We start from the raw sequence: 20,732 nt of genomic DNA on the forward strand, positions 1-20,732 counted from the left end.
CCGACCTGACCGTGACGATGGCCGCTGAGGCCGGCCAATTGCAACTCAATGTAATGGAGCCGGTCATATCCTTCGCATTGTTCACCAGCATCTCTTACCTCACCCGCGCCTGCCACACCTTGCGCGAAAAATGCGTGGTGGGCATTACGGCCAACAAAGAGCACGCGGAGCGCTTGGTGCGCAACAGCGTGGGCATCGTTACGCAGCTAAACCCGGTGCTGGGCTACGAAACGGCCGCCGAAATTGCAAAAGAGGCCCTGCGCACCGGTAAATCGGTGTATGAAGTAGCTGTGACCGAGCGTCAGTTGCTGACTCAGGCTAAATGGGACGAAATATTCACCTTCGAAAACCTGATCAGGCCGCACTTTATCCAGTAGCTGAACAGAGGTTGTGGCCCATGGTGAAAATAAGGTTTTATCGTGGGCCACAACCTTTTAGCGTCTTTTAAGACCCGCCATCCAAATACCACCCGCTACAAGGGCCACTATGCCCAATACGGTGGCCGTAGTACTCAGGCGGCGGGGCGAAGCGCCAACAGTTTCATGCGCTTCGACGGCTTCCTCAATGGTTTCGCCGTTGGTGGCGCGCAGAATCAGGCGAGTGGTTTCCTCAGGCTGATCCCATTGTGGAAAGTGCCCACAGTTGTCAAACCAGCGCAGGCGGGCATCGGGAAATCTGGCTAGCGCCCGCTCGGCCTGACTCGGAAAACATACTCTGTCTTGCCGGCCCCAGCCAATGATGAGAGGTGCTGTGATACTGCCCCGCGGCGCGCCTTGCTGCTTTTCACCGTAGGCCAGGTTATACAGCAGCTCATTGAAGGAAGGCGCGTTGGCGAAGGTCCGCATCTCATCCAAAGCTACCTGGGGGGCAATTTTCCAGGGTTTCGCTGAGAACTGGGCAAACAATATAGTGCGGCTCGAACTATTGCCGGTTAACTGCGGCATCACCGGCTGCAAGGCACGCACTAGTTTGGTTGAAACGGCCACAGTATGATAAAAGACCGGAATCTCCCAGCCTTCCCAGAACCCGCCCGGGTCCAGAGATACGACTGCGCCCACCACGCCGCCCCGGCGCGCCAGCTCCAGCACTAAGCGCGCGCCCATGGAACTGCCTACCACGTCGATACCCAGTAGACTTTGCGCGTGCAGAAAGTCCGTTACCGCGTCGGCTAGCGTGCCGATAGTAACCGGGCCATCCAAAGGGGGCGTATTGCCAAACCCAGGCAGGTCTACGGCAATCACGTCGCGTTCAGCCGCGAGGCCATCGAGAATGGTTTGCCAAGAGCGCCAGCTGCCTCCGATACCGTGTAGCAGTAAAAGTGGCTTGCCGGTACCGCGCCGGATGTGGTGCATATCCATGAGGAAAGAGTAGAGGTGGGAAGATTAAAAAGCCCCCCAAACGCTACTTGTGAGCGTCTGGGGGGCTTTTCGTTCGCGAATATCGCGTAGGTCGAAGCTGATGCGCTGTACTTTCTACGCGATAGTGATGTGCTTAGATACTAGGTCGAAGCTAATAAGCATCAACGCCGCACCAAAAGACCAAGAGGCAGAGAAAGCTCTTGCTACGGGTTCGTCGACCACATACCAGCCTCTTTAATAAACACCCGCCGATTAAGCTTCAGCTGCGCGATGATAAGCTCAGCCAAATCTTCGGGCTGGGCTACTTTATCGGGGTTGCCATCGGTGAGCTTATTGCTGACGGCCAGTTCGGTAGCGATGGTGCTGGGCGTGAGCGCCGACACCCGAATATTGTGTTTGCGTACTTCCTGCATCAACGATTCGGTGAGGCCCATGACGGCAAACTTTGAGGCGCTGTAGGCGCTGGTGCCCGCTGCGCCGCGCTGCCCGGCCGTGGACGAAATGTTGATGATGTCGCCGGTCTGGCGGGCTATCATCTGGGGCAGTACGGCGCGCGTGGCATAGTACACGCCCATCAGGTTTACCTGAATAATGCGCTCCCACTCGGTGGGGTCGAAGTCCAGGAACTTGCCGAAGGTGCCGATGCCAGCATTATTAATGAGAATATCGATGGAGCCAAGCTCCTGCTCTACGCGGGCAGCGGCGGCTTCTACGGCGGCGCGGTCGGTGATGTCGGCGGCTACAACGGCAGTTTTGCCCCCAAGGCGTTTATCTCGGCGGCTACGGCCTGAAGCTGCTCCTCAGAGCGGGCCAGCAAGCCTACATGCACGCCTTCCTGCGCCAGCGCCAAGGCCACTGCGCGCCCAATTCCTTTGCCCGCGCCCGTCACAAGGGCGACTTTTCCTGCTAATGATTCCATGCGATTTCAACTAAAAGAGAGAGTAATACACGGCATAACTACCGAAGCCGACAGGTGTTTGGCCGCCTGCGGTAAGTAGCTGGTACACGCCGTTTTCAGTTTTAGTGAAAAGCGGAATGCCGAGAAAAGTCCCTCTCAGGAATGAGCACAAACGCGTCAGGCGAAGTAAACAGGTGTAGTAGTCTAGGCCATAAGCAACGAGCAGCCCCACTTTTGCCCTACCAGCTGATCATTGAGACAGCTGATGAGTTGCTGCACCGTTTTCACCTGCTCCAGCTCCGTATCAGGAATGCGGACGTGGTAGAGGTTTTCGAGGCGAATAACCAGCTCAAAAAAATCGATCTGATCCATGCCCAAATCCTCGCTGAAGCGGGAGTCGTTGGATGGTTTGGCTGCGAGCGTGGGTTTGATAGGCAGGTAGCTATACACCTGCTGCTGAATGGGTAGCATGCGAAAGAAAGAATAGAAGTTGAGGCGTCGTGCGCCGTTGCGAAGCCGCTTATATAGGTCGTTAAAAGGTGCTCCCACGCTTGTGGCAGGAGCCCAATTGTTAGGCTATACGACGTATCAACTGGCTTTTTACCTTATCAAGGCACCTGATTTTTTCCTGATACATGAGTGAACACCTCGAAAAAAGCGCAGCAAACGCGCTGCGGGGCACGCACTCTGTGCGCAACCAGTAAGTCGGAATAAAAAAGCCCCCGAAGCAAATCTGGGGGCTTTTTAGGATGATTTTGTATTCGGCAGCAGTTGCAGAAGCGAGGAATTACTCCTTCCCAAACCGCTCCAGCATCACCGTCGGCTGATCTTTGTAGGTGGTGCGGTGGTAGGGCCGGTAGCCAAACTTCTCGGCCAGGCGCAGGGAGGCTTTGTTGGCCGGATGAATAATGCACACGGTACGCACGGCCCCAAAATGCGCATCGCCCCAGGCAATGGCCGCCGCTACGGCCTCCGTCGCGTAACCTTTGCCGTGGGCGGAAGCAGCCAGCACCCAGCCAATTTCGGGCGCGCCGTGGCTCGAGGGCACGATGTCGCGCTTCGGATCGGCAAAGCCCACGGCACCGATAAAGGCGCCGGTTTCTTTTTCCTCAATGGCCCAGAACCCGAAGCCCATCAGCGCCCAGTGCCCAATGCTGCGCAGCATAGTGGCCCATACTTCTTCCTCCACCATAGGGCGGGGAGTCAGGTAGCGGTAAAACTTGGGGTCGGACCACATAGCCACATACTGCTCAAAATCACTGGGTTTGTACCCCCGCATAAGTAAGCGAGCCGTTTCGAGCACGGGTACCTGGTGGAGGGGCGGATTAAGAACTGGGGTAGGAATTGACTCCATAAAGTATAGGTAGTAGCGACGCGCTGGCTAAAGTAATAAGCGCAGCCATAGTGATGGCGCTAGTAGGCAGGCCGTGGAGTAAAACGAGAGGTGTCGGGTGACGAATACTTCTCACGCATGCAGTTTTTCTACTACCCTATTGATATCAGTTCTCCCGCCTAGTTCGAAATCGAACGCTCTGTCCGAGAGCGAACAGTTTTCAGCGGTGGTATTTGGTATGGGTTTATTGTAAGTATTTGTATTGTAATAGATTACGTAAGTGGCACGGGTGTTGGAAATTTATCTGTACCTCTACAATTCAACTGTTCACAACCGCACACGCTCTGCTGTTTCCAGCAGCAGGCTCGGCCACCAGCAGGAACATTATAGAGGAAAATAGCCGCTGCCAAGCGGCGCATTTGGTAACGCCTCCATCATTTCTAACCCCAAACTTTTTATCATGAAAAGCTCCTTCACTTCCGCTGCTTCCTGCTTCGCCGCCCGTTTTGCTCCCCGGCCAGCCACTTCTGCTTTGGGTTATCTGCGTCGGGCCACCTTGGGCGTGCTCTTGTTTGGTGGTGCCTTGTTTGCCAGCCCCGCAGTGGCGCAGCAGCAACCCGTAGCCATCGACAAAGTAGAACCCACCGTTTTTCGGGTGCGCACCCAGAACTTGGCCAAGCAGCACGGGCAGTTGCAAGTTTATAGCCTCATCACTGGCCAGAAGCTGTTCGATGAAGCATTCGACCAATCCTATTATACCTGCCGCCTCAACTTCGATAATTTGCAGCCCGGCGAATACCTAATGTGCCTGAAGGTCGGGAAAGACAGCTATCGGTACACGTTACGGGTGAAATCAAATGGAGCAAACGAAGAAGTAGCCGTGCGCAATGTGAAGGTTCGGCTGGGCAAGCAAAGCCAGCAGCTGGCTACCCTCAACACTTCGGTACCAGTAGCAGTAATTCCCACGCTGGCAGCTGGCGGGCTATAAGAGCCACGCAGAAATAACGCCCAGCAAAAAAGCCCCCCAAAGCATATTTGGGGGGCTTTTTATTAAAAACCGATTTTCGAAACGCTTACCAGGAGCCGCTGTTGTCGTTGGTATCGTCGAAGCCACCGCCGCCCGTGTCATCGGAGGCAGTATCATCGTAGGATGACGTTTCATCGGCGGAGAAAAAGTCGGGCTCAGAGCTCTCGGCTGGTAGGTCGGAGAAATAATCAGGGCTCGTTTCCTCAACGTTGCCTGTGCCCTCCAACGCTGGGAAGCCACCAGAAGCAGTTGCGCCGCCCATACCGGCCGCGTAAGTATTCGCAGGATCAAGGTTTTGGGACGCGGTGTTGTCGGGACCAGCTATGCTGTTGCCGGCTTGGTCGGAGTGCCCGCCCGAGGCCATTCGGTTGCCGAGGTAAGCGCCCGCGGCGGCGGCGGCTCCCGTTGCCAAAATGCCCCCCATGCCGCTGCTTAGGCCACCGCCCCCCCTGTTCATAGAGCCGGTACCAAGAAAATCGGGTACTGGCTGGCGCGCTGGGCCACGGCTATAGTTGCCAGCCGGCCCCGCAGGTTGGTTGCCGCCGCGCGATTGGGTACCCAGGAAATCAGGCGTCTGATTACGATTCTGATCCTGGTTGGAATAAACAGTTCGGGGGGCAGCTGGAGCCTTGCTCCGAAACATCCGCATCACCAGCCACAGAATACCGCCAATTACCAGAGCCCCAATAGCCAATGTGCCCATCCCCAGGCCCGGCGACGACGGTTCGGGCGGCGCTACGGCCGGCCTATAAGGCTCCGAGGCTGGTTCAGAAGCCGCGGGCGGCTCATTGTTCAGGCTCGATTCGTCGGTCATAAGGCCAGCGCCTGCCGCACTACCCGGCGCTGATGCCGCACCTGGAACCGCCGCAGTTGTGACCTGCTGCTTGCTCTGGGGGGCAAAAGTGGGGCTGGCGGCCAGCATCAAGTAGTTCAGGCCCGCACGTAAGCCCGCAAAGTAGCGGCCTTGCTTGAAGCTGGGGGCCATTTTCTGACTAATAACTTCATTGGTCAGCTCCGGTGTAATCTGGGCGCGCAGGCCGCTACCCGCCTGAATCGTTACCTGCCGCTCTTGGCCCGAAAGCAGCAGTACAATACCGTTGTTTTTGCCGCGCTGCCCAACGCCCCAGGCTTCCCCCAGTGCGCGGCCATACTCGGCTACCGGGCGGCCGCCCAGCGTGGGCACCGTCACGACAACAATCTGGGTGCCGGTGCTATCGGCGTAGCGCCGCAGACCGCCTTCCAGCGTTTTAACGTCGGCGGGAGAGAGAAGCTGTGCTTGGTCGGTTACGAAGCGGAAAGGCGCAGGTCGCGGCGGCAGCCCATCCATGGGCTGTTGCGCGATACTAACAGGCCCACTTAGGCCGGCCGACACAAGAAGGAGAATAACGAATAGGAAGCGATGCATAGGAATAAGGTGGAGTGGGAGATAAGGAGCATTCTTTTGCCTTCTACGCTTCCACCGACTAAGTGGCCATAGTTGCCTGACACTTAGCCTATCACCTGTCTGCTACGTACGCTTCACATATTGCTGCTGCTCTCCTCTGGGCCTCCTGGAGCTGTCAATCCGCCACGTTATTTTCTGCCAGCGCAAGCTACTCAGCCGGGGCTGCGGTATTAGGTTGAGAAGGAGGAAGCACCACTTCGGCCATTGCTTTAAGGTCGAGGTCGGGAACAAACCCATCGCACACAGTAAGCACGGAGAATAAATAGCGTCGTAGCTCCGCTGGCTGCGGTTGGGGATGGCGCAGTGCCGCCTGCACTAAGTGCAAAGACAAATCGGCGAGGATAAGCTTTTTGCGCTCTAGCGGATCAGTGGCCTCTACGGCCGCGGCCTCACTCAACGCATGTGCTTGGTGAACCAGTTGAAGAATAGCGTTTTGCATAAAGTACGACGTGTCTATTCAGTCTGCAGATGCTCTGCCTTCCAGCGCATGGCCGTCAGGACGCGGGTGTGGCCGCTGGGATGGTCAAAGAAAATCATTTCCTCCAGCGGACTAGGGTCAATTTTGCGATACTCCGACAGCTTCATGGCAATGGTAGCAAAGCCATCGGGCTGGCGGGCGGCGTTCAGGCCAAACACGTCGGCCTCCTGCTCCTGGGTACGGATAATAGTGTTGAAAGCGGGTGTGGCCACAAACATAAATATCGCAAACAAAGCCATTAGCAGCGGCAGCCCACTCACGTCGGCAATGCTGGCAATACCCCAGCGCGGCCCGTAGCGCCCAATCAGGCGGTGAAAGGCCCAATCGACAAACCACAAGCCGATACCAATAATCAGGACAAGGAAGATCAGCATTTTGGGAATGTGATTCAGCACGTAATGGCCTAGCTCATGGCCCATTACGGCCTGCACTTCTTCGGGCGTAGAACGATTGAGCAGGTTGTCATTGAGCGAAACCCGGATAGTGCTCCCCAGTCCGCTCACATTGGCGCTAATGCGCTTACTCTGCTTGGAGGCGTCCACGAGGTAGACGTTGTCAGCGGGTACGCCGTTGGCCCGCGCCATGCTCAGAATCTGGTCGCGCACAGGGCCCGCCGGCAACGGCGTGTACTTGTTGAACAAGGGCGAGATAAATACCGGCGACACAAATATGGATATCATTAAAAAGATAGCCAGTATACCCGTGCCCCACACCCACCAGTTCCGTCCCGTGCGCCGAATGGCCGCGTACAACGCCAGCAACACCAAACTCCCGAATACTAACGACAGCGCCAAGCCTTTCAAATCATCAGTCAGCCACTCCCCAAAGCTCTGGTTGGATAGGCCATACTGATGCTCGCGGAAATAGTCGTCGTAGAGACTCAGCGGGAAGTTGAGCAGGTACGCCAGTAGCAGATAGAGCGCCGCGTAAGCTAGCGTGGGCAGCACCTTGCCCGGCAGCCGCGAAGTCCAGCCTTTGATGACCTTAGAAAGACCCAGCGCCAGAAATATGGCTGCCACACCCAGCGCATACACCAGCCCCCAGATCTGCAGCCAGTAGCCACCCTCAAAGTAAGCGTCGGAGCTAGCCTTTTGGGCGGGCGTGAGCGTGTTGAGGTAATGCTGAGTGGCGGCTTCGATGTTAAAAGCAGCGGCCGAGTCGGGTGCTGCGGCCAGCGCCGGAACCATGAGCAGACCCAGAACCAGCAGGGTTAGAAAAGTTGGTTTGTAAAGAAGGGCCATAGATTTGGGTAGAAGGAGAGATTAAGTCTGGTAGTGTAGACGATAAAGCAGAGGGGAATAATTCAGGTAATATAGAGTAATCAGAATCTATTTGCCTTCTCTCTGGGCAATCTCTTCACGGATAGGCAGAAGAAGCACGAAGCCGCACTCGAACGTACTGTTGCAGCCAGATCGGATAGAGGTTGTAAACGACATTGGTAAATCCAATAAGCAGCGCCCAACGGCCGTACCCATGCGCGGCGGCGTACAGGCTCGTCAGTAGAAAAAACAGAAAGAGCACCCAGTGAAACCGCTCCTGATGATAGGTGGCGCCTACCAGGGCTGCTCTATTGGAGTGAGTGCGGACGCGCTGGTACTGCGGATACTGCCGACGAATGAGGCGGTGAATAAGGTCGCCGTGCTGGGTGAAGCGGTTAATAATGTGCACGCCCAATCGGCGGTAAGCGGCCGGCCGGCGGCTAAGCTGTAGATACCTGAACCAGGAAGTCGGTACCGCAAACGCCAACAGGCTGATGAGTAGCAGCGCGTACAGCCACGGCCGCGCCATCTGCTGGTAGCAAAACACGCTGATAGGCGTCAGGCCCAGCACCGACCAGAACACGTTCGGCACAGCATTATACCAGGCTAGCCGGGCGGGAGAAGGACCAAGCATTTTCTTGCCAGTCGGTAACATGAGACAAAGACGAAAGGAAGCCTAAGCTACGCAAGATGCCGGCTCGGTGCCACACCGCCCTTAGTACCGTCGGGCGGAGAGGCTGGGGGGCTTTTTTTAGGGCTTCCTGAAAGGGGAGGATTACTGGCGCAGAAGCTAAACCACAGCATGATACCAGTCCTAAAATAGATTGAAATAATGCTATGAAATTCGGGTTTAACTTTATTAATTAGGTGTAACAAGCTGATTAACAGCTATTTCAACCAAAATAATCATATTTTCTTTCTTCACTCCAACTAGCAATTGCCATGAATTACAAACGCTACCTCCTGAGTGCAACCTTACTTCTGACCCTCGCTACCGGCTGCAACGACATCGATGGCCTCGATGGATTGCTGGCTTCCCAACGGCCTATTTTAACCGATGATCTGGTGAACCCAATTGGGATGAGTGTAGCGCCGAATGGCCGTGTGTGGGTAAGCGAGACGGGAACGGGCGGTAACGATGGGCGAGTATCGGTGGTAGCGGGCACTGGGCAGGTGTATCCAGTATTTACGGGTTTTCAGTCTGATCTGCGGCCGGATGGAGAAGTAACCGGTATTGGCCACGTACTCTACCGTGACGGCATCTTGTATATTCTGGGGGGCTATTCTGGCAAATTGTATCGGGTAGATGTGTCTGCTTACCGGCTCGGCGACCCTGCGCGGCCAGCTTCCAGCCTCACATCGGAAGATATCGGCTCGTACGTGCTGTCGCAGAACCTCTCCGACCCGATTGATTCCAACCTCTACAACATGACCTTCGGCCCCGATGGTAGCCTGTATATCACGGATGCGGGCGCCAATGCCATCATCCGGCGTGATAAGGACAACGGAACGCTGAGCGTATTTGCCCGCTTCCCCAACATCAATCCCCAGACCCAGCCCGTACCCACAGGTATTGTGCACGATGGCAGCCGGTTCCTGGTTAGCCTGCTCACCGGCTTTCCCTTCACCACTGGCGCCGCCAAAATAATGCAGGTAAGCAACAGCGGCGTGGTGAGCGACTACCGCACCGGCTTCACTACCCTCACCGACATCGCCTTATCGGCTAACAAAGCCCCCGTAGTTACTCAGTTGGCTGAATTCGTGTTTCAGCCCCCAACAAACGTAGGCTTCCAGCCCAAAACCGGGGCCGTACGCAACGAAGCGGGCACCGTCCTGCTAGGTGGCCTCGAGCGCCCCACCGATATCGAGCGTATCAGCGGCAGTACCTATTATGTTCTAAGCAACGGCGACGGCACTATCCGGCGCGTAACGTTTTAAACGAACCCTATTGTTGGTGCTTAATTGCACAAAGAGCGCAAAACGCCCAGCCATTAGGTTGGGCGTTTTTGCGTGTAGTACTGTACGCTAAGGTGCTTACTTACAGAATCCACAGGTCAGCGTCAGACCGCGCAAAATTCATACATTCCTGTATCTTTCGTTTGTGGCTTTGCCCGCGAATACCCGCTTGAATAGTTCGGCCTGGGGAGCAAATTTGCCCCCCGGTCGGCTCGTTTCCACCCACCCTTATCCCGTACGTATCGATGAGCCAGATCCCCGATTCGCCGTCCCGGCGCGAGTTTATCAAGCAAAGCGCCGTAGCTGCCGCTGGTATCATGATTGTGCCGCGCTTCGTGCTGGGGGGCAAAGGCTACACCGCCCCCAGCGACCAGCTGGTAATAGCCGGCGTCGGCGTGGGCGGCAAGGGCGAAAGCGACTTGGCTATGTTTGTCAAATCAGGTAAAGCCCGCATCGGCTACCTCTGCGACGTCGACGACCGCCGCGCTGCCAACGCTCGCAAGGCGTATCCGCAGGCTCCTTACTACAAAGACTGGCGCCGCATGCTGGACAAGGAAGCGAAGAAGATCGACGCCGTATCCATCGCCACGCCCGACCACAACCACGCCGTCGTGACGCTGGCAGCTATGCAGCTGGGCAAGCACGTGTACGTGCAAAAACCACTCACTCACGATCTGCACGAGGCCCGCGTGCTCACTGAGGCGGCCAAACGCTACAAAGTAGTAACCCAGATGGGCAACCAGGGCGCCTCCAACGACGGTGTGCGCCAGCTTCAGGAGTGGTACGATGCCGACATCATCGGCGACGTGCACACCGTATACTGCTGGACCGACCGGCCCGTCTGGCCCCAGGGCATTGCCTGGCCCACCACTAAAGGCACCGTGCCTTCGGAGCTGGATTGGGACCTCTGGCTCGGCACGGCCCCCTACCGCGACTACGTAGATAAGCTGGTGCCCTTCAACTGGCGCGGCTGGTGGGAATACGGCACGGGTGCCCTCGGCGATATGGGCTGCCACCTGCTGGAAGCGCCCTTCCGCGTCCTGAATCTGCAATACGCCAACGCCGTGCAGGCCAGCGTGGGCAGCGTTTACGTCGATGAATTTAAGCGCGGCTACTTTCCCGAGAGCTGCCCGCCCTCCAGCCACGTCACGCTGACTTTCCCCAAAACCAACAAAACCAAGCAGGATATCACCGTGCACTGGATGGATGGCGGCATTCAACCCACCCGCCCCGACGAACTAGGCCCCAACGAGAAGTTTGGCGACGGCGGCAACGGCACCCTCTTCGTCGGGACCAAGGGTAAGATGATGGCCAGCACCTACTCCGCCGATCCGCGCCTGCTGCCCACCTCCCGCACCAACGAAGTGAAGGTGAAGCAAACCATCGCCCGCGTGCCCGGCGGCGCCGACGGCCACTACGGCCAGTGGGTAGACGCCTGCATCGCCGGCCACGGCAAGCAAACCGTCAGTTCACCCTTCGAGCTGGCTGGTCCGCTGACCGAAGCCCTGCTCATGGCCAACCTCGCCATCCGCGGCTACGACCTCCAGCGCCCCAAAGCTTCCGGCCAAGGCTTTGACTACCCCGGCCGCGGCATCGAGCTGCTCTGGGATAATCAGCAGCGCAAAATCACCAACTTCGACGAAGTCAACCAGTTTGTGAAGCGAGACTACCGCGCCGGCTGGAAGCTGGGAAGCTAGAAAGCCAGAAGTATGCTCAAGAGTAAACCAGATCTATAATGGCCTGTCACACTCCCAGCCGTCATGCAGAGGCGCAGCCGAAGCATCTTGCGTGCTGACGTGCCTGTCATCGCATCAGGTCAAGTAAAACAAGAAGAGTCGTTTGCACCGCAGACGACTCTTCTTGTTTTAGCGGGTTTGTTCACGTCAGTTGGGTGGTCCGTTGTTTAGTAGTCACTATGTCAGTTTATAAATAAACTCTTCTATCTCTGTTTGGCGCGCATTCGCAAAACCTTTGTCCGTGCCGATTTTCACAAAACCGCATCTTTCCAAGACTCGCTGCGAGCCTAGATTATCAAATGCAACTCGTCCAAAAATAGGTCTGGTGTTTTCGAGGATAAGAAAGTTCATCAGTGCGGTTGTCGCAACTCCCTTTCCCCAGAAGCGTCTGTCTATCCAATACGTGATTTCGGCGTCGCCTTCCCGCTCAAACTTTGAAATGCTACCAGCAATAATTTCATCCACCAAAATGGTCTGCATATGGATGGTCGGGTCATTCAGAAATCTGGTGTATTTCTCCACATATGCTTCTTTATCAGTATGGTTTTCAGGCATAAATGCAGCTAAGTAACCTGCCTCTTCGTCAAGCTGGAATTGAAATAAAAATTCTAAGTCGGCTCTTTCAGTTGGCCTGAGGGTTACCTGTATCTGCTGCATCTTGATAGTTCTGCTGTTAGCCTTTACGCTGTGTAGTATACTAGCCGCCTTGGTCAAAAAGCTACTCTAAAAGGCGGTCATGCAGAGCAGAGCGAAGCATCTCGCATGCTGACACAGGATTACTACTCTTACTAAACACGCGAGATGCTTCGTTCCGCTCTGCATGACGTTCTGGTGTTGAAGAATTATTTAGCAATTCGTTTAGCCCGGCCAAGCACTCAAATCGATAGGCTCCCAAGTCGGATTCATTGTCGCAATCAGGGCTTCTTTTTTCGCCCGGCTCCAGCCTTTGATTTCTTTTTCGCGCGCAATAGCTTGAACAGCATCGGGATATACCTCAAAGCACATGAGCAGATTACACTGATAACGACCGGTGAATTTGCCCACAGTACCTAAGCTTTGACCGTGTTCATATAGCCGTCGGTCCAAGTTGTTAGTGATGCCGGTGTAAAGGACTGACCTAGAAGGATTGGTCAGAAGGTAGATGTACACTAGTTAGATGTCTTTATGGTAACATGTTCAGTTTAAAGATATAGGATTGCAACATCAGCACGCGAGATGCTTCGCTCCGCTCTGCATGACCGCCTGGAGTAGAACCACCTGACAAGAAAAAGCCCCCCATGATGCCAACCGGCTCCTTGGGGAGCTTTTTCTAAGCTGCTCCCGCCTCGTAGCGAAGCCACAGAATCCCGCCGGGGCGCTGCTCGGCGCTTAGGAGCTTGAAGGGCGTGGCTGGGCCCGGCGCATCGCCCTGCTCGAATATGGTGGGCGAGGTAGGCGCGCCATCCACCACGGGGTAATGCAGCAGACTCAACTCATCGATGAGGCCGGCTTTGAGCAGGGAGCCGTTCAGGTGGCCGCCCCCTTCCAGCAGGATGGTCTGGATGGGGAATAGCTCGCCTAGCTTGCGCAGGACCAGCGCAAAGTCAATTTCCTGGGCGCCGCCGAACAGGTACGACACGCCTTTCTCGCGCAGGTAAGCCAGGTATTCGTCGCTTACCTGCTCGGTGAGGATGCTGATGATGTGGTCGTCGTCGATGGCGGCCGATTCCCAGCCTAGCTTCCCGTGGGCATCGACGGCCACGGCAAACGACTCGGCCCCGTGCTCGGCCACGAAGTCGGTGCGGGGCAGGGGGGAGGCTACGGGCTTCAGGTCGGGGGCCAGGCCGTGGGTGAAGTCCTTTTCCATGGTCACGCGCCCGCACAGCCAGGCCTGGGCCTCGAAGGTGGCGGCCGTCGTTTCGTACTCCTTGGTATTGGGCGTGTCGCCCCAGCGGCTGAGAATGGTGCGCCCGTCCAGGGAACTCATCATGTGGCAGATTACCCGAGGTTTCATAAGTGTTGGTTAGTGGAAGAGTAGGCTTCTTATGATTACTTGCGGTATGATGATATCGCTAGAAATGCAGAAGGCCCAACCATATTGGTTGGGCCTTCTAGTCTTAGTTTTAGGAGGACTACGACGCCAATCGCCAATTGGCATTGGGTGGTAGTTGCCCGGTTTTACGCAGATGAGATAGAAACTCTTGCTTCGTCAGTGGTCCACTGAGTCTGCTGCGTTCATACTCCTCTGTCGTCTTACCAATCATTGAAAGATTATTGGCCGGATGCGAGTTGGCGGAGGATGACGTCTTGGATGGTTTCATAGCTCGGTAAATTTACGTCTTCGACGACAAGTTGGTCATCTTGTAACGTAAAAGTAACCGAAAGAAATTTCCTGTGCCTTGTATATCCGACAACTTCGTAAGCTCCAGCTTCTTTGGGGTAAAGCCCACTACGAGTAGGAAGTTCGAGAAGCTCCTCTATTTCATCTTGTAGAATGCTGAGACTGTTACACCAGTACCAGTTGACTTTACCGAAGTTGATACTATAGCCTTCGAACACCTTACGAACCGCAGGCCTCGCAAGCGTCTGGATTATCCAGCGAGCAAGCCATATCCGAAGCATTCTGGGCCGATACGTTCAGCGGCTCCAGGGTCTCGGCGGCTTGTTTCTGCACCGTGAACTTGATGGCGTCGGCGGCAGCTTTGGTGCGCAGGTAGTACATGCCGGTTTTGAGGCCTTTCTTCCAGCTGTGGAAGTGCATGCTGGTAAGCTTGCCGAAGTTCACGTTCATCACGTGCAGGTTCAGGCTCTGGCTCTGGCAAATAAATGCCCCCCGGTCGGCCGACATATCGATAATGCGGCGCTGGGAGATTTCCCACACCGTCTTATAGAGGTCTTTGATGTGCTGCGGGATGCGGGCGATGTTCTGCACCGAGCCGTTGGCGGCAATGATTTCGTTCTTCATCTGCTCGTTCCAGATGCCGAGCTTGATGAGGTCCTTGAGCAAGTGCTTGTTTACGACCATAAACTCCCCGCTCAGCACGCGCCGCACGTAGATGTTGGAGGTGTAAGGCTCAAACGACTCGTTGTTGCCGAGAATCTGGGCGGTGCTGGCCGTGGGCATAGGCGCCACCAGCAGGGAGTTGCGCATACCGTGCTCCATTACCTGAGCGCGTAGCGTTTCCCAGTCCCAGCGGCCCGAGTCGGGCGTCACGTTCCAGAGGTCGAACTGAAACTTACCCTGGCTCATGGGCGAGCCGGCGAAGGTTTCGTAGGGGCCATTTTTCTTGGCCAAATCCATCGAAGCCGTGCAGGCTGCGAAGTAAATGGTCTCGAAGATATCCTTGTTCAGGCCCGTGGCTTCGTCGCTCTCGAACGGCATCCGCAGCGCAATAAACGTATCGGCCAGCCCTTGCACGCCCAGCCCGATGGGGCGGTGACGGCGGTTGGAGCGCTCGGCCTCGGGCACGGGGTAATAGTTGATGTCAATAACCTTGTTCAGGTTCTTGGTAGCGTGGTACGTGACATCGTAGAGCTTTTGGTGATCGAACACCAGCTGGCCCTTCTGCTCACCTTCCTTCACGAAGCGCGGCAAGGCCAGCGAAGCCAGGTTGCAGACCGCAATTTCGTGCTCGTCGGTGTACTCCATAATCTCGGTGCACAGGTTCGACGACTTGATGGTGCCCAGATTCTGCTGGTTGGACTTGCGGTTGGCCGCGTCCTTGAACAGCATGTAGGGCGTGCCGGTCTCAGTCTGGCTTTCCAGAATGGCAAACCACAGCTCCTGCGCCTTGATGGTCTTGCGGCCACGGCCTTCCTTCTCGTACTTGCGGTACAAGCGCTCGAAGTCCTCGCCCCAGGTGTCGCCCAGGCCGGGGCACTCGTTAGGGCACATCAGCGTCCAGTCGCCGTTTTCTTCCACGCGCTTCATGAACAAGTCGGGCGTCCAGAGAGCGTAGAACAGGTCGCGGGCACGATTTTCTTCTTTGCCGTGGTTTTTCTTGAGGTCGAGGAAGTCGAAAATGTCGGCGTGCCAGGGCTCGATGTAGATAGCGAAGGCACCTTTGCGCTTTCCTCCCCCTTGGTCCACGTAGCGGGCCGTGTCGTTGAACACCTTCAGCATCGGGATGATGCCGTTGGAGGTGCCGTTTGTGCCCTTGATGTAGGAGCCCGTAGCCCGCACGTTATGAATGCTCAAGCCAATACCACCCGCCGACTGCGAAATCTGAGCGCAGTTTTTCAGCGTGTCGTAAATGCCCGTGATGGAGTCGTCCTTCATGGTGAGCAGGAAGCACGACGACAGCTGGGGCTTCGGAGAACCCGCGTTGAAGAGGGTAGGCGTCGCGTGGGTAAACCAGCGCTCCGACATCAACTCATAGGTTTCAATGGCCGAGTCGATATCGTCCTTGTGAATACCGATGGCCACGCGCATGAGCATGTGCTGAGGCCGCTCTACTACTTTGCCATCCACGCGCAGCAGGTAAGAGCGCTCCAGGGTTTTGAACCCGAAGTAGTCGTAGCTGTAGTCGCGGTCGTAGAGGATAGCCGAGTCGAGGGTAGCCGCGTGCTTGTGGATAACTTCCCACACGTCTTTGGCAATGAGCGAAGCGTTTTCGCCCGTCTTGGGGTCCTCGTAGGTGTACAGCCGCTTCATGGTGCTGCTGAACGACTTCGAGGTCACCTTATGCAGGTTGCTCACGGCAATGCGGGCCGCTAGAATAGCATAGTCGGGGTGCTTGGTGGTGAGCGAAGCCGCAGTTTCGGCCGCCAGGTTGTCAAGTTCAATCGTCGTAACGCCGTCATAAATCCCGTCAATGACCTTTTTGGCCACTTCTATTGGCGAGACATACACCATGTTGAGCCCGTAGCAGAGCTTCTCGATGCGCGCCGTGACTTTGTCAAATTTCACGGATTCGCGCCGGCCGTCGCGTTTAATTACCAGCATAAGCGTGTGCGTTTTGGTAGTTGGATATGAGTTTGCCGGCTCTGTGAGAGCAGGCAGTATAATCGGGAAATTGGGGTAAGCCGCGAATGGATGTGGCTAATCGTTGCGGAAGATATTTCTTACAGTTGGGTAGGACAAGACTTATCAACAGAAGTTATCCACATAGTCCAAAAATGTAGCGCTGGGGGGCAAAATTGATGGGTGGCACTAAGGGATAGGTGCTAAATTTTGGGAGTGAAATTGGGTTGTAGTGTTGAGGGAAATTTGGTAGGCGGCACTAAGGAGTGGCCTCACCCCCTAGCCCCCTCTCCTAGGGGAGAGGAGGAACTAGCGTTTAGCTCTTCTGGAATATTAGTCATTATTAGAAATCTAGTTTGATAAAGCTAGTTCCTCCTCTCCCCTAGGAGAGGGGGCTAGGGGGTGAGGCCTCGTTGAACGACAAACCAGCCAATAAAAAAGCCCCCAACCAACGCCGGGGGGCTTTTTATTTAGAATCAATACCTTAAAAATCCTCGTCGAGCGAGAAGGCATTCTCGGTACGCTCGCTCATCACACCGGCTTTCTGATACTCGGCCACGCGCTTCTCGAAGAAGTTGGTTTTACCCTGGAGCGAAATCATTTCCATGAAATCGAAGGGGTTAGAAGCATTGTAGATCTTGCTGTAACCCAGAGACACAAGCAGGCGGTCAGCCACGAACTCGATGTACTGCGCCATGTTTTTGGCGTTCATCCCGATCAGGTTCACGGGCAGTGCATCCGTTACGAACTCTTGCTCAATGGTTACTGCGTCGCGGATGATGCTATGCACACGCTCTTCCGAGAGCTTATTTTGCAGGTAGCCGTAGAGCAGGCAAGCGAAGTCGCAGTGCAGACCTTCGTCGCGGGAGATTAGCTCGTTGGAGAAGGTAAGACCAGGCATCAGGCCGCGCTTCTTCAACCAGAAGATTGAGCAGAACGAGCCAGAGAAGAAAATGCCCTCCACAGCTGCGAAGGCGATGATGCGCTCGGCGAAGTCCTCAGAGTTGATCCACTTCAGGGCCCACTCGCCTTTCTTCTTCACGCAGGGTACGGTTTCCAGGGCGTTGAAGAGGCGGTCTTTCTCCTTGGGGTCTTTGATGTAGGTGTCAATCAGCAGCGAATAGGTCTCGCTGTGAATGTTTTCCATCATGATCTGGAAGCCGTAGAAGCAGCGCGCTTCGGGCATCTGCACTTCCTGCATGAAGTTCACAGCCAAGTTCTCGTTCACGATGCCATCGGAGGCGGCGAAGAAGGCTAACACGTGCGAGATGAAGTGCTTCTCGTTATCGTTGAGGTTTTCCCAGTCTTTCTGGTCTTGAGAGAGGTCTATTTCCTCAGCGGTCCAGAAGGAAGCCTCTGCCTTTTTATAAAATTGCCAGACATCATCGTTCTGGATGGGGAATAGCACAAAGCGGTTGGGGTTCTCAACGAGCAGTGGTTCCATAACAGATAGCGTATTGAAGGTGAAACGTGACCAAAAATATGATCAGGTAGTGGCTTGCCAACCCTGCGTTAAACAGAATTGTTTAGTCCAGCTTCGGATAAAATTTGGCTGGTCAATGGATCAAATATAAACCCGACTACTGGCAAAATGCCCCCGAAAAGCATTTTTATTCTGTTAATTTTTAGCTATGCTCACTGATGACTTGTTGATAATATTTTTGCAGTAAGGAGCCAAATCTGGCCTAAAACGCCCGAATTTTGAGTACTTATCAACATTTCGACTGTGGACAATCCAACTTATCCACAAAAAGTGTATTCGCGTACCCGGCGCGTGCTGTTAAAAGACTGTTTGCCAGCTCAACAGGAGAGCTGTTCTGGCAGCCGACCAAATGAAGACTAGTGAGTTAGGTTTGGTTTTGAATCTTAAACCTGTTACTTTTGCCTTCCCATTTTTAAAACACGCGAGACGCCGATGTACGCAATCGTCAACATAGCTGGCAAGCAGACCAAGGTCGAAGCCGAGAAATTTGTTTATACCCACAAACTAGCCGGCAACGTCGGAGACGTAGTTGAGCTGGGCAACGTGCTCCTGACCGATAATAACGGTTCGCTCACTATCGGCGCTCCGTTCCTGGACGTGAAAGTGAAGGGTACCATCTTGGCCCAAGTAAAAGGTGACAAGGTATTGGTGTTCAAGAAGAAGCGTCGTAAGGGCTACAAGAAGCTCAACGGCCACCGTCAGGACTACACCAAAGTAATGGTCAACAGCATCGGGTAATTGAATTGACTGATTGCGTTGCTAGGTGAAGATACACTTAGCACCACCAGACAATTCAACACCACTAACGCACAACATATACAACAATGGCACATAAGAAAGGCGTCGGCTCATCTAACAACGGCCGCGAATCGCATTCTAAGCGCTTGGGCGTGAAGATCTTCGGCGGTCAAGGCATTATTGCTGGCAACATCATCGTTCGTCAGCGTGGCACCAAGCATCACCCCGGTCAGAACGTGGGTATCGGCAAGGACCACACCCTGTTCGCTATGGTAGACGGCACCGTGCAGTTCCGCAAGGGCCGCAAGGACCGCTCGTTCGTATCGGTAGTACCCGTTATCGACGAGACTGAGCTGACCGAAGCAACTGCTGCTTAGTCTGAGCTACTAGCTAATCGGACGCCACGCATGTTGTGGTCAGATGATAGAATAATCAAAAAGCCCCCCAGACTCTACCTGGGGGCTTTTTACGTTCGTGTTGGTAAGGTGAGAAAATAGCTAGCTCAAACGGTATACTACTGGCTTACTCGGACTGGCGTCTAACTCCAAGCTGGTAATCTGAAGGTTAAGCAGATACAGGCCATCTTTCAGCTCATCGGGCACGAAGATCAGCTCCGTAATCGTGCTGGCGCGTCGGGTATGCTCAGGATATTGCCAGAAAGCATGGTGAGCGAGGAGCTGGCCGCCATCTTCTTCCCGGTCTACACTAGGCAAGTCCAACAGAAGGTGTTCGATGTGATGATCGGCAAGGTACTGCGCTAGTGCTAGCTCTATATAGGCAGGATTGGTACCGGAATATTGGCGGTTGCGCTTGGCTTTATGATTAGGTAGCGTCCGCAGAATAATAGCCTCTGGCAATACCGCAGAGTCAGGGAAAATGCCCCCCAGCGCCGATTGTGCGTCCGCTAGCATCACTACTTGGTCGCCATTGGTCTGCTGGCGTGGCTCCACGGAAATAAGCCGCGCCACAAACAGAAAGCGCCGCAGGCAGCGGTTGATAGTTGCCTCCGAATCGGTGGCGATGTGGCCGTAGCACTCCGTATGCGTGCCGTTGCCGTGGGGCGTGAGGTGAACACGCTTATAATTAGTGCTGCCGCCCTCCGCTACACTCCCCACAAAATCGCCTACCCGAATGGTGTCGAACTGCACTGGCTCGGCCCAAAAGCAATTCACTTGGTTTGAGCCAGGTGCTAGAGGCAGCGAAATATCCAGCGGTGCGCTGGGGTTGAAGGAAAAGGTGTGACCGTAGTAGGGATAGGTAGCAAGCATTCGGGGGAGCGAAAGAGGAGGAAATTACTGCGCGATATCAATACGCTTTTCGGCAGAGGCTTCTTGTTTTGCCTGCTGCTTGTAGAGTAAGTCATTCAAAATCTGACTTATCTCTTGCGCGTGCGTGAGAATCATAAAGTGTGTGCCGCCGGGAATAAGGTAATCGACAGGCGCGGGAGAAGGCGGAAAAACCCGGTCGCGGGAGCCCAGAATCTGTACGCAGCTACCAACGCCGGTGCTGTCCCAATGTAGGAGTCGCTTGATGGCCCAACTAGTATAAGCGGAGTCCATGTCGAGCAGAATGGCCTTGAATATTTTGTATTCCAGGTTGTCATCAATCCCAAAATACCAGCGTCCGGCCCACGGAAAAAGCTTGAGCAAAGGTGGAGGTACCAATTTGTACACCCGCGTCGCCCGAATGAGGCGCAGTAGGGGAGGTAATCGGTCAGCATCCGGAATGCTGGACACCAACACTGAGCAGGCCCGCGGCCGGATACGGCAGATTTCCTGAGCCACCACGCCGCCAAAGGATACGCCCACCACAAAGCAAACCTGATCCTCAGGAATTGCCGTCGCCATCCGTTGCACGTAGTCCGGCAACGGCTCATCGCCTATCGGCTTCAACCATTCTAGCACCTGAGACGGACCATGCAGCAAAGGACGCAGCTTATGAAAAACGCGCTCATCAGCACCCAAACCAGGAATCAGGTAAAACATGAGCAGTAGATGGGTTAAACGGAATTGTGAATAGCCGCTGAATTAATCACTAACAATAACGTCATGCAGAGCGGAGCGAAGCATCTCGCGTGTTT

At 55.0% G+C, this 20,732-nt stretch carries 20 protein-coding genes and 1 pseudogene; 6 read left to right on the top strand and 15 right to left on the bottom strand.

What is annotated here, in order from left to right:
• The first annotated feature begins 53 nt into the window (after window positions 1–53).
• On the top strand, window positions 54–377 hold the full coding sequence (locus tag G7064_RS22400; protein ID WP_240935871.1) for a hypothetical protein: 324 nt from the start codon (window positions 54–56) through the stop codon (window positions 375–377).
• Window positions 378–434: 57 nt separating this feature from the next.
• Here the strand turns inward: G7064_RS22400 and G7064_RS12665 are convergent, their stop codons facing one another.
• The 4 genes and pseudogenes from G7064_RS12665 to G7064_RS12680 form a co-directional block, all read right to left on the bottom strand.
• Window positions 435–1,352: an alpha/beta fold hydrolase gene (locus G7064_RS12665; RefSeq protein ID WP_240935479.1), complete on the bottom strand. Its 918-nt coding sequence runs from the start codon at window positions 1,350–1,352 to the stop codon at window positions 435–437.
• Between the two features lie 209 nt (window positions 1,353–1,561).
• A pseudogene (locus G7064_RS12670) lies at window positions 1,562–2,277 on the bottom strand (3-ketoacyl-ACP reductase).
• Window positions 2,278–2,460: 183 nt separating this feature from the next.
• Complete coding sequence (locus G7064_RS12675) at window positions 2,461–2,727, bottom strand: acyl carrier protein (protein ID WP_165963684.1); 267 nt, start codon at window positions 2,725–2,727, stop codon at window positions 2,461–2,463.
• A 316-nt stretch (window positions 2,728–3,043) separates the two neighbouring features.
• Window positions 3,044–3,610, bottom strand: coding sequence for a GNAT family N-acetyltransferase (locus G7064_RS12680; protein ID WP_166073867.1), 567 nt, complete (start codon window positions 3,608–3,610; stop codon window positions 3,044–3,046).
• Window positions 3,611–4,049: 439 nt separating this feature from the next.
• Here G7064_RS12680 and G7064_RS12685 point away from each other — a divergent pair, with 439 nt between their 5' ends.
• A complete protein-coding gene (locus tag G7064_RS12685) occupies window positions 4,050–4,577 on the top strand; it encodes a hypothetical protein (protein ID WP_166073868.1) in 528 nt (175 codons plus the stop codon).
• Window positions 4,578–4,662: 85 nt separating this feature from the next.
• Here G7064_RS12685 and G7064_RS12690 read toward each other — a convergent pair whose 3' ends face one another.
• From G7064_RS12690 to G7064_RS12705, 4 genes are all read right to left on the bottom strand, one after another.
• Window positions 4,663–6,021: a TPM domain-containing protein gene (locus G7064_RS12690; protein ID WP_166073869.1), complete on the bottom strand. Its 1,359-nt coding sequence runs from the start codon at window positions 6,019–6,021 to the stop codon at window positions 4,663–4,665.
• 187 nt (window positions 6,022–6,208) lie between these two features.
• The gene (locus tag G7064_RS12695) at window positions 6,209–6,499 is read right to left on the bottom strand and encodes a hypothetical protein (RefSeq protein ID WP_166073870.1); all 291 of its coding nucleotides are present in this window, start codon (window positions 6,497–6,499) and stop codon (window positions 6,209–6,211) included.
• 14 nt (window positions 6,500–6,513) lie between these two features.
• Window positions 6,514–7,779 carry a M48 family metallopeptidase gene (locus tag G7064_RS12700; RefSeq protein WP_205711114.1) on the bottom strand — a complete coding sequence of 422 codons (1,266 nt, stop codon included), beginning with the start codon at window positions 7,777–7,779 and terminating at the stop codon, window positions 6,514–6,516.
• A gap of 115 nt (window positions 7,780–7,894) precedes the next feature.
• The gene (locus tag G7064_RS12705; protein WP_166073872.1) at window positions 7,895–8,452 is read right to left on the bottom strand and encodes a hypothetical protein; all 558 of its coding nucleotides are present in this window, start codon (window positions 8,450–8,452) and stop codon (window positions 7,895–7,897) included.
• Between the two features lie 287 nt (window positions 8,453–8,739).
• Here G7064_RS12705 and G7064_RS12710 point away from each other — a divergent pair, with 287 nt between their 5' ends.
• Together G7064_RS12710 and G7064_RS12715 are read left to right on the top strand one after the other, a co-directional pair.
• Window positions 8,740–9,735, top strand: a complete 996-nt coding sequence (locus tag G7064_RS12710; RefSeq protein WP_166073873.1) for a ScyD/ScyE family protein — start codon at window positions 8,740–8,742, stop codon at window positions 9,733–9,735.
• A 263-nt stretch (window positions 9,736–9,998) separates the two neighbouring features.
• Window positions 9,999–11,450: a Gfo/Idh/MocA family protein gene (locus G7064_RS12715; RefSeq protein ID WP_166073874.1), complete on the top strand. Its 1,452-nt coding sequence runs from the start codon at window positions 9,999–10,001 to the stop codon at window positions 11,448–11,450.
• A gap of 216 nt (window positions 11,451–11,666) precedes the next feature.
• Here G7064_RS12715 and G7064_RS12720 read toward each other — a convergent pair whose 3' ends face one another.
• The 5 genes from G7064_RS12720 to G7064_RS12740 all read right to left on the bottom strand — a co-directional run bounded on the left by G7064_RS12720 (window position 11,667) and on the right by G7064_RS12740 (window position 17,875).
• Window positions 11,667–12,146: a GNAT family N-acetyltransferase gene (locus G7064_RS12720; protein WP_166073875.1), complete on the bottom strand. Its 480-nt coding sequence runs from the start codon at window positions 12,144–12,146 to the stop codon at window positions 11,667–11,669.
• A gap of 201 nt (window positions 12,147–12,347) precedes the next feature.
• Entirely contained in the window at window positions 12,348–12,638 is a 291-nt protein-coding gene (locus G7064_RS12725; protein WP_166073876.1) for a GIY-YIG nuclease family protein, read from the bottom strand.
• A 160-nt stretch (window positions 12,639–12,798) separates the two neighbouring features.
• A complete protein-coding gene (locus G7064_RS12730; protein ID WP_166073877.1) occupies window positions 12,799–13,482 on the bottom strand; it encodes a RibD family protein in 684 nt (227 codons plus the stop codon).
• Window positions 13,483–14,028: 546 nt separating this feature from the next.
• Window positions 14,029–16,413: a ribonucleoside-diphosphate reductase subunit alpha gene (locus G7064_RS12735; RefSeq protein WP_166073878.1), complete on the bottom strand. Its 2,385-nt coding sequence runs from the start codon at window positions 16,411–16,413 to the stop codon at window positions 14,029–14,031.
• Between the two features lie 502 nt (window positions 16,414–16,915).
• Window positions 16,916–17,875, bottom strand: coding sequence for a ribonucleoside-diphosphate reductase small subunit (locus G7064_RS12740; protein ID WP_133274415.1), 960 nt, complete (start codon window positions 17,873–17,875; stop codon window positions 16,916–16,918).
• 471 nt (window positions 17,876–18,346) lie between these two features.
• Between G7064_RS12740 and rplU the strand changes: the two genes are divergently transcribed.
• Both rplU and rpmA read left to right on the top strand, forming a co-directional pair.
• A complete protein-coding gene (gene rplU, locus G7064_RS12745) occupies window positions 18,347–18,652 on the top strand; it encodes a 50S ribosomal protein L21 (protein WP_133274414.1) in 306 nt (101 codons plus the stop codon).
• Between the two features lie 86 nt (window positions 18,653–18,738).
• Window positions 18,739–19,029: a 50S ribosomal protein L27 gene (rpmA, locus tag G7064_RS12750; RefSeq protein ID WP_133274413.1), complete on the top strand. Its 291-nt coding sequence runs from the start codon at window positions 18,739–18,741 to the stop codon at window positions 19,027–19,029.
• A 120-nt stretch (window positions 19,030–19,149) separates the two neighbouring features.
• Here the strand turns inward: rpmA and G7064_RS12755 are convergent, their stop codons facing one another.
• A complete protein-coding gene (locus G7064_RS12755; RefSeq protein WP_166073879.1) occupies window positions 19,150–19,920 on the bottom strand; it encodes a cyclase family protein in 771 nt (256 codons plus the stop codon).
• Between the two features lie 24 nt (window positions 19,921–19,944).
• A complete protein-coding gene (locus G7064_RS12760; protein WP_166073880.1) occupies window positions 19,945–20,637 on the bottom strand; it encodes an alpha/beta fold hydrolase in 693 nt (230 codons plus the stop codon).
• Between the last annotated feature and the right edge of the window lie 95 nt (window positions 20,638–20,732).

The organism is Hymenobacter sp. HDW8 (assembly GCF_011305775.1).
GTDB lineage: Bacteria > Bacteroidota > Bacteroidia > Cytophagales > Hymenobacteraceae > Hymenobacter > Hymenobacter radiodurans.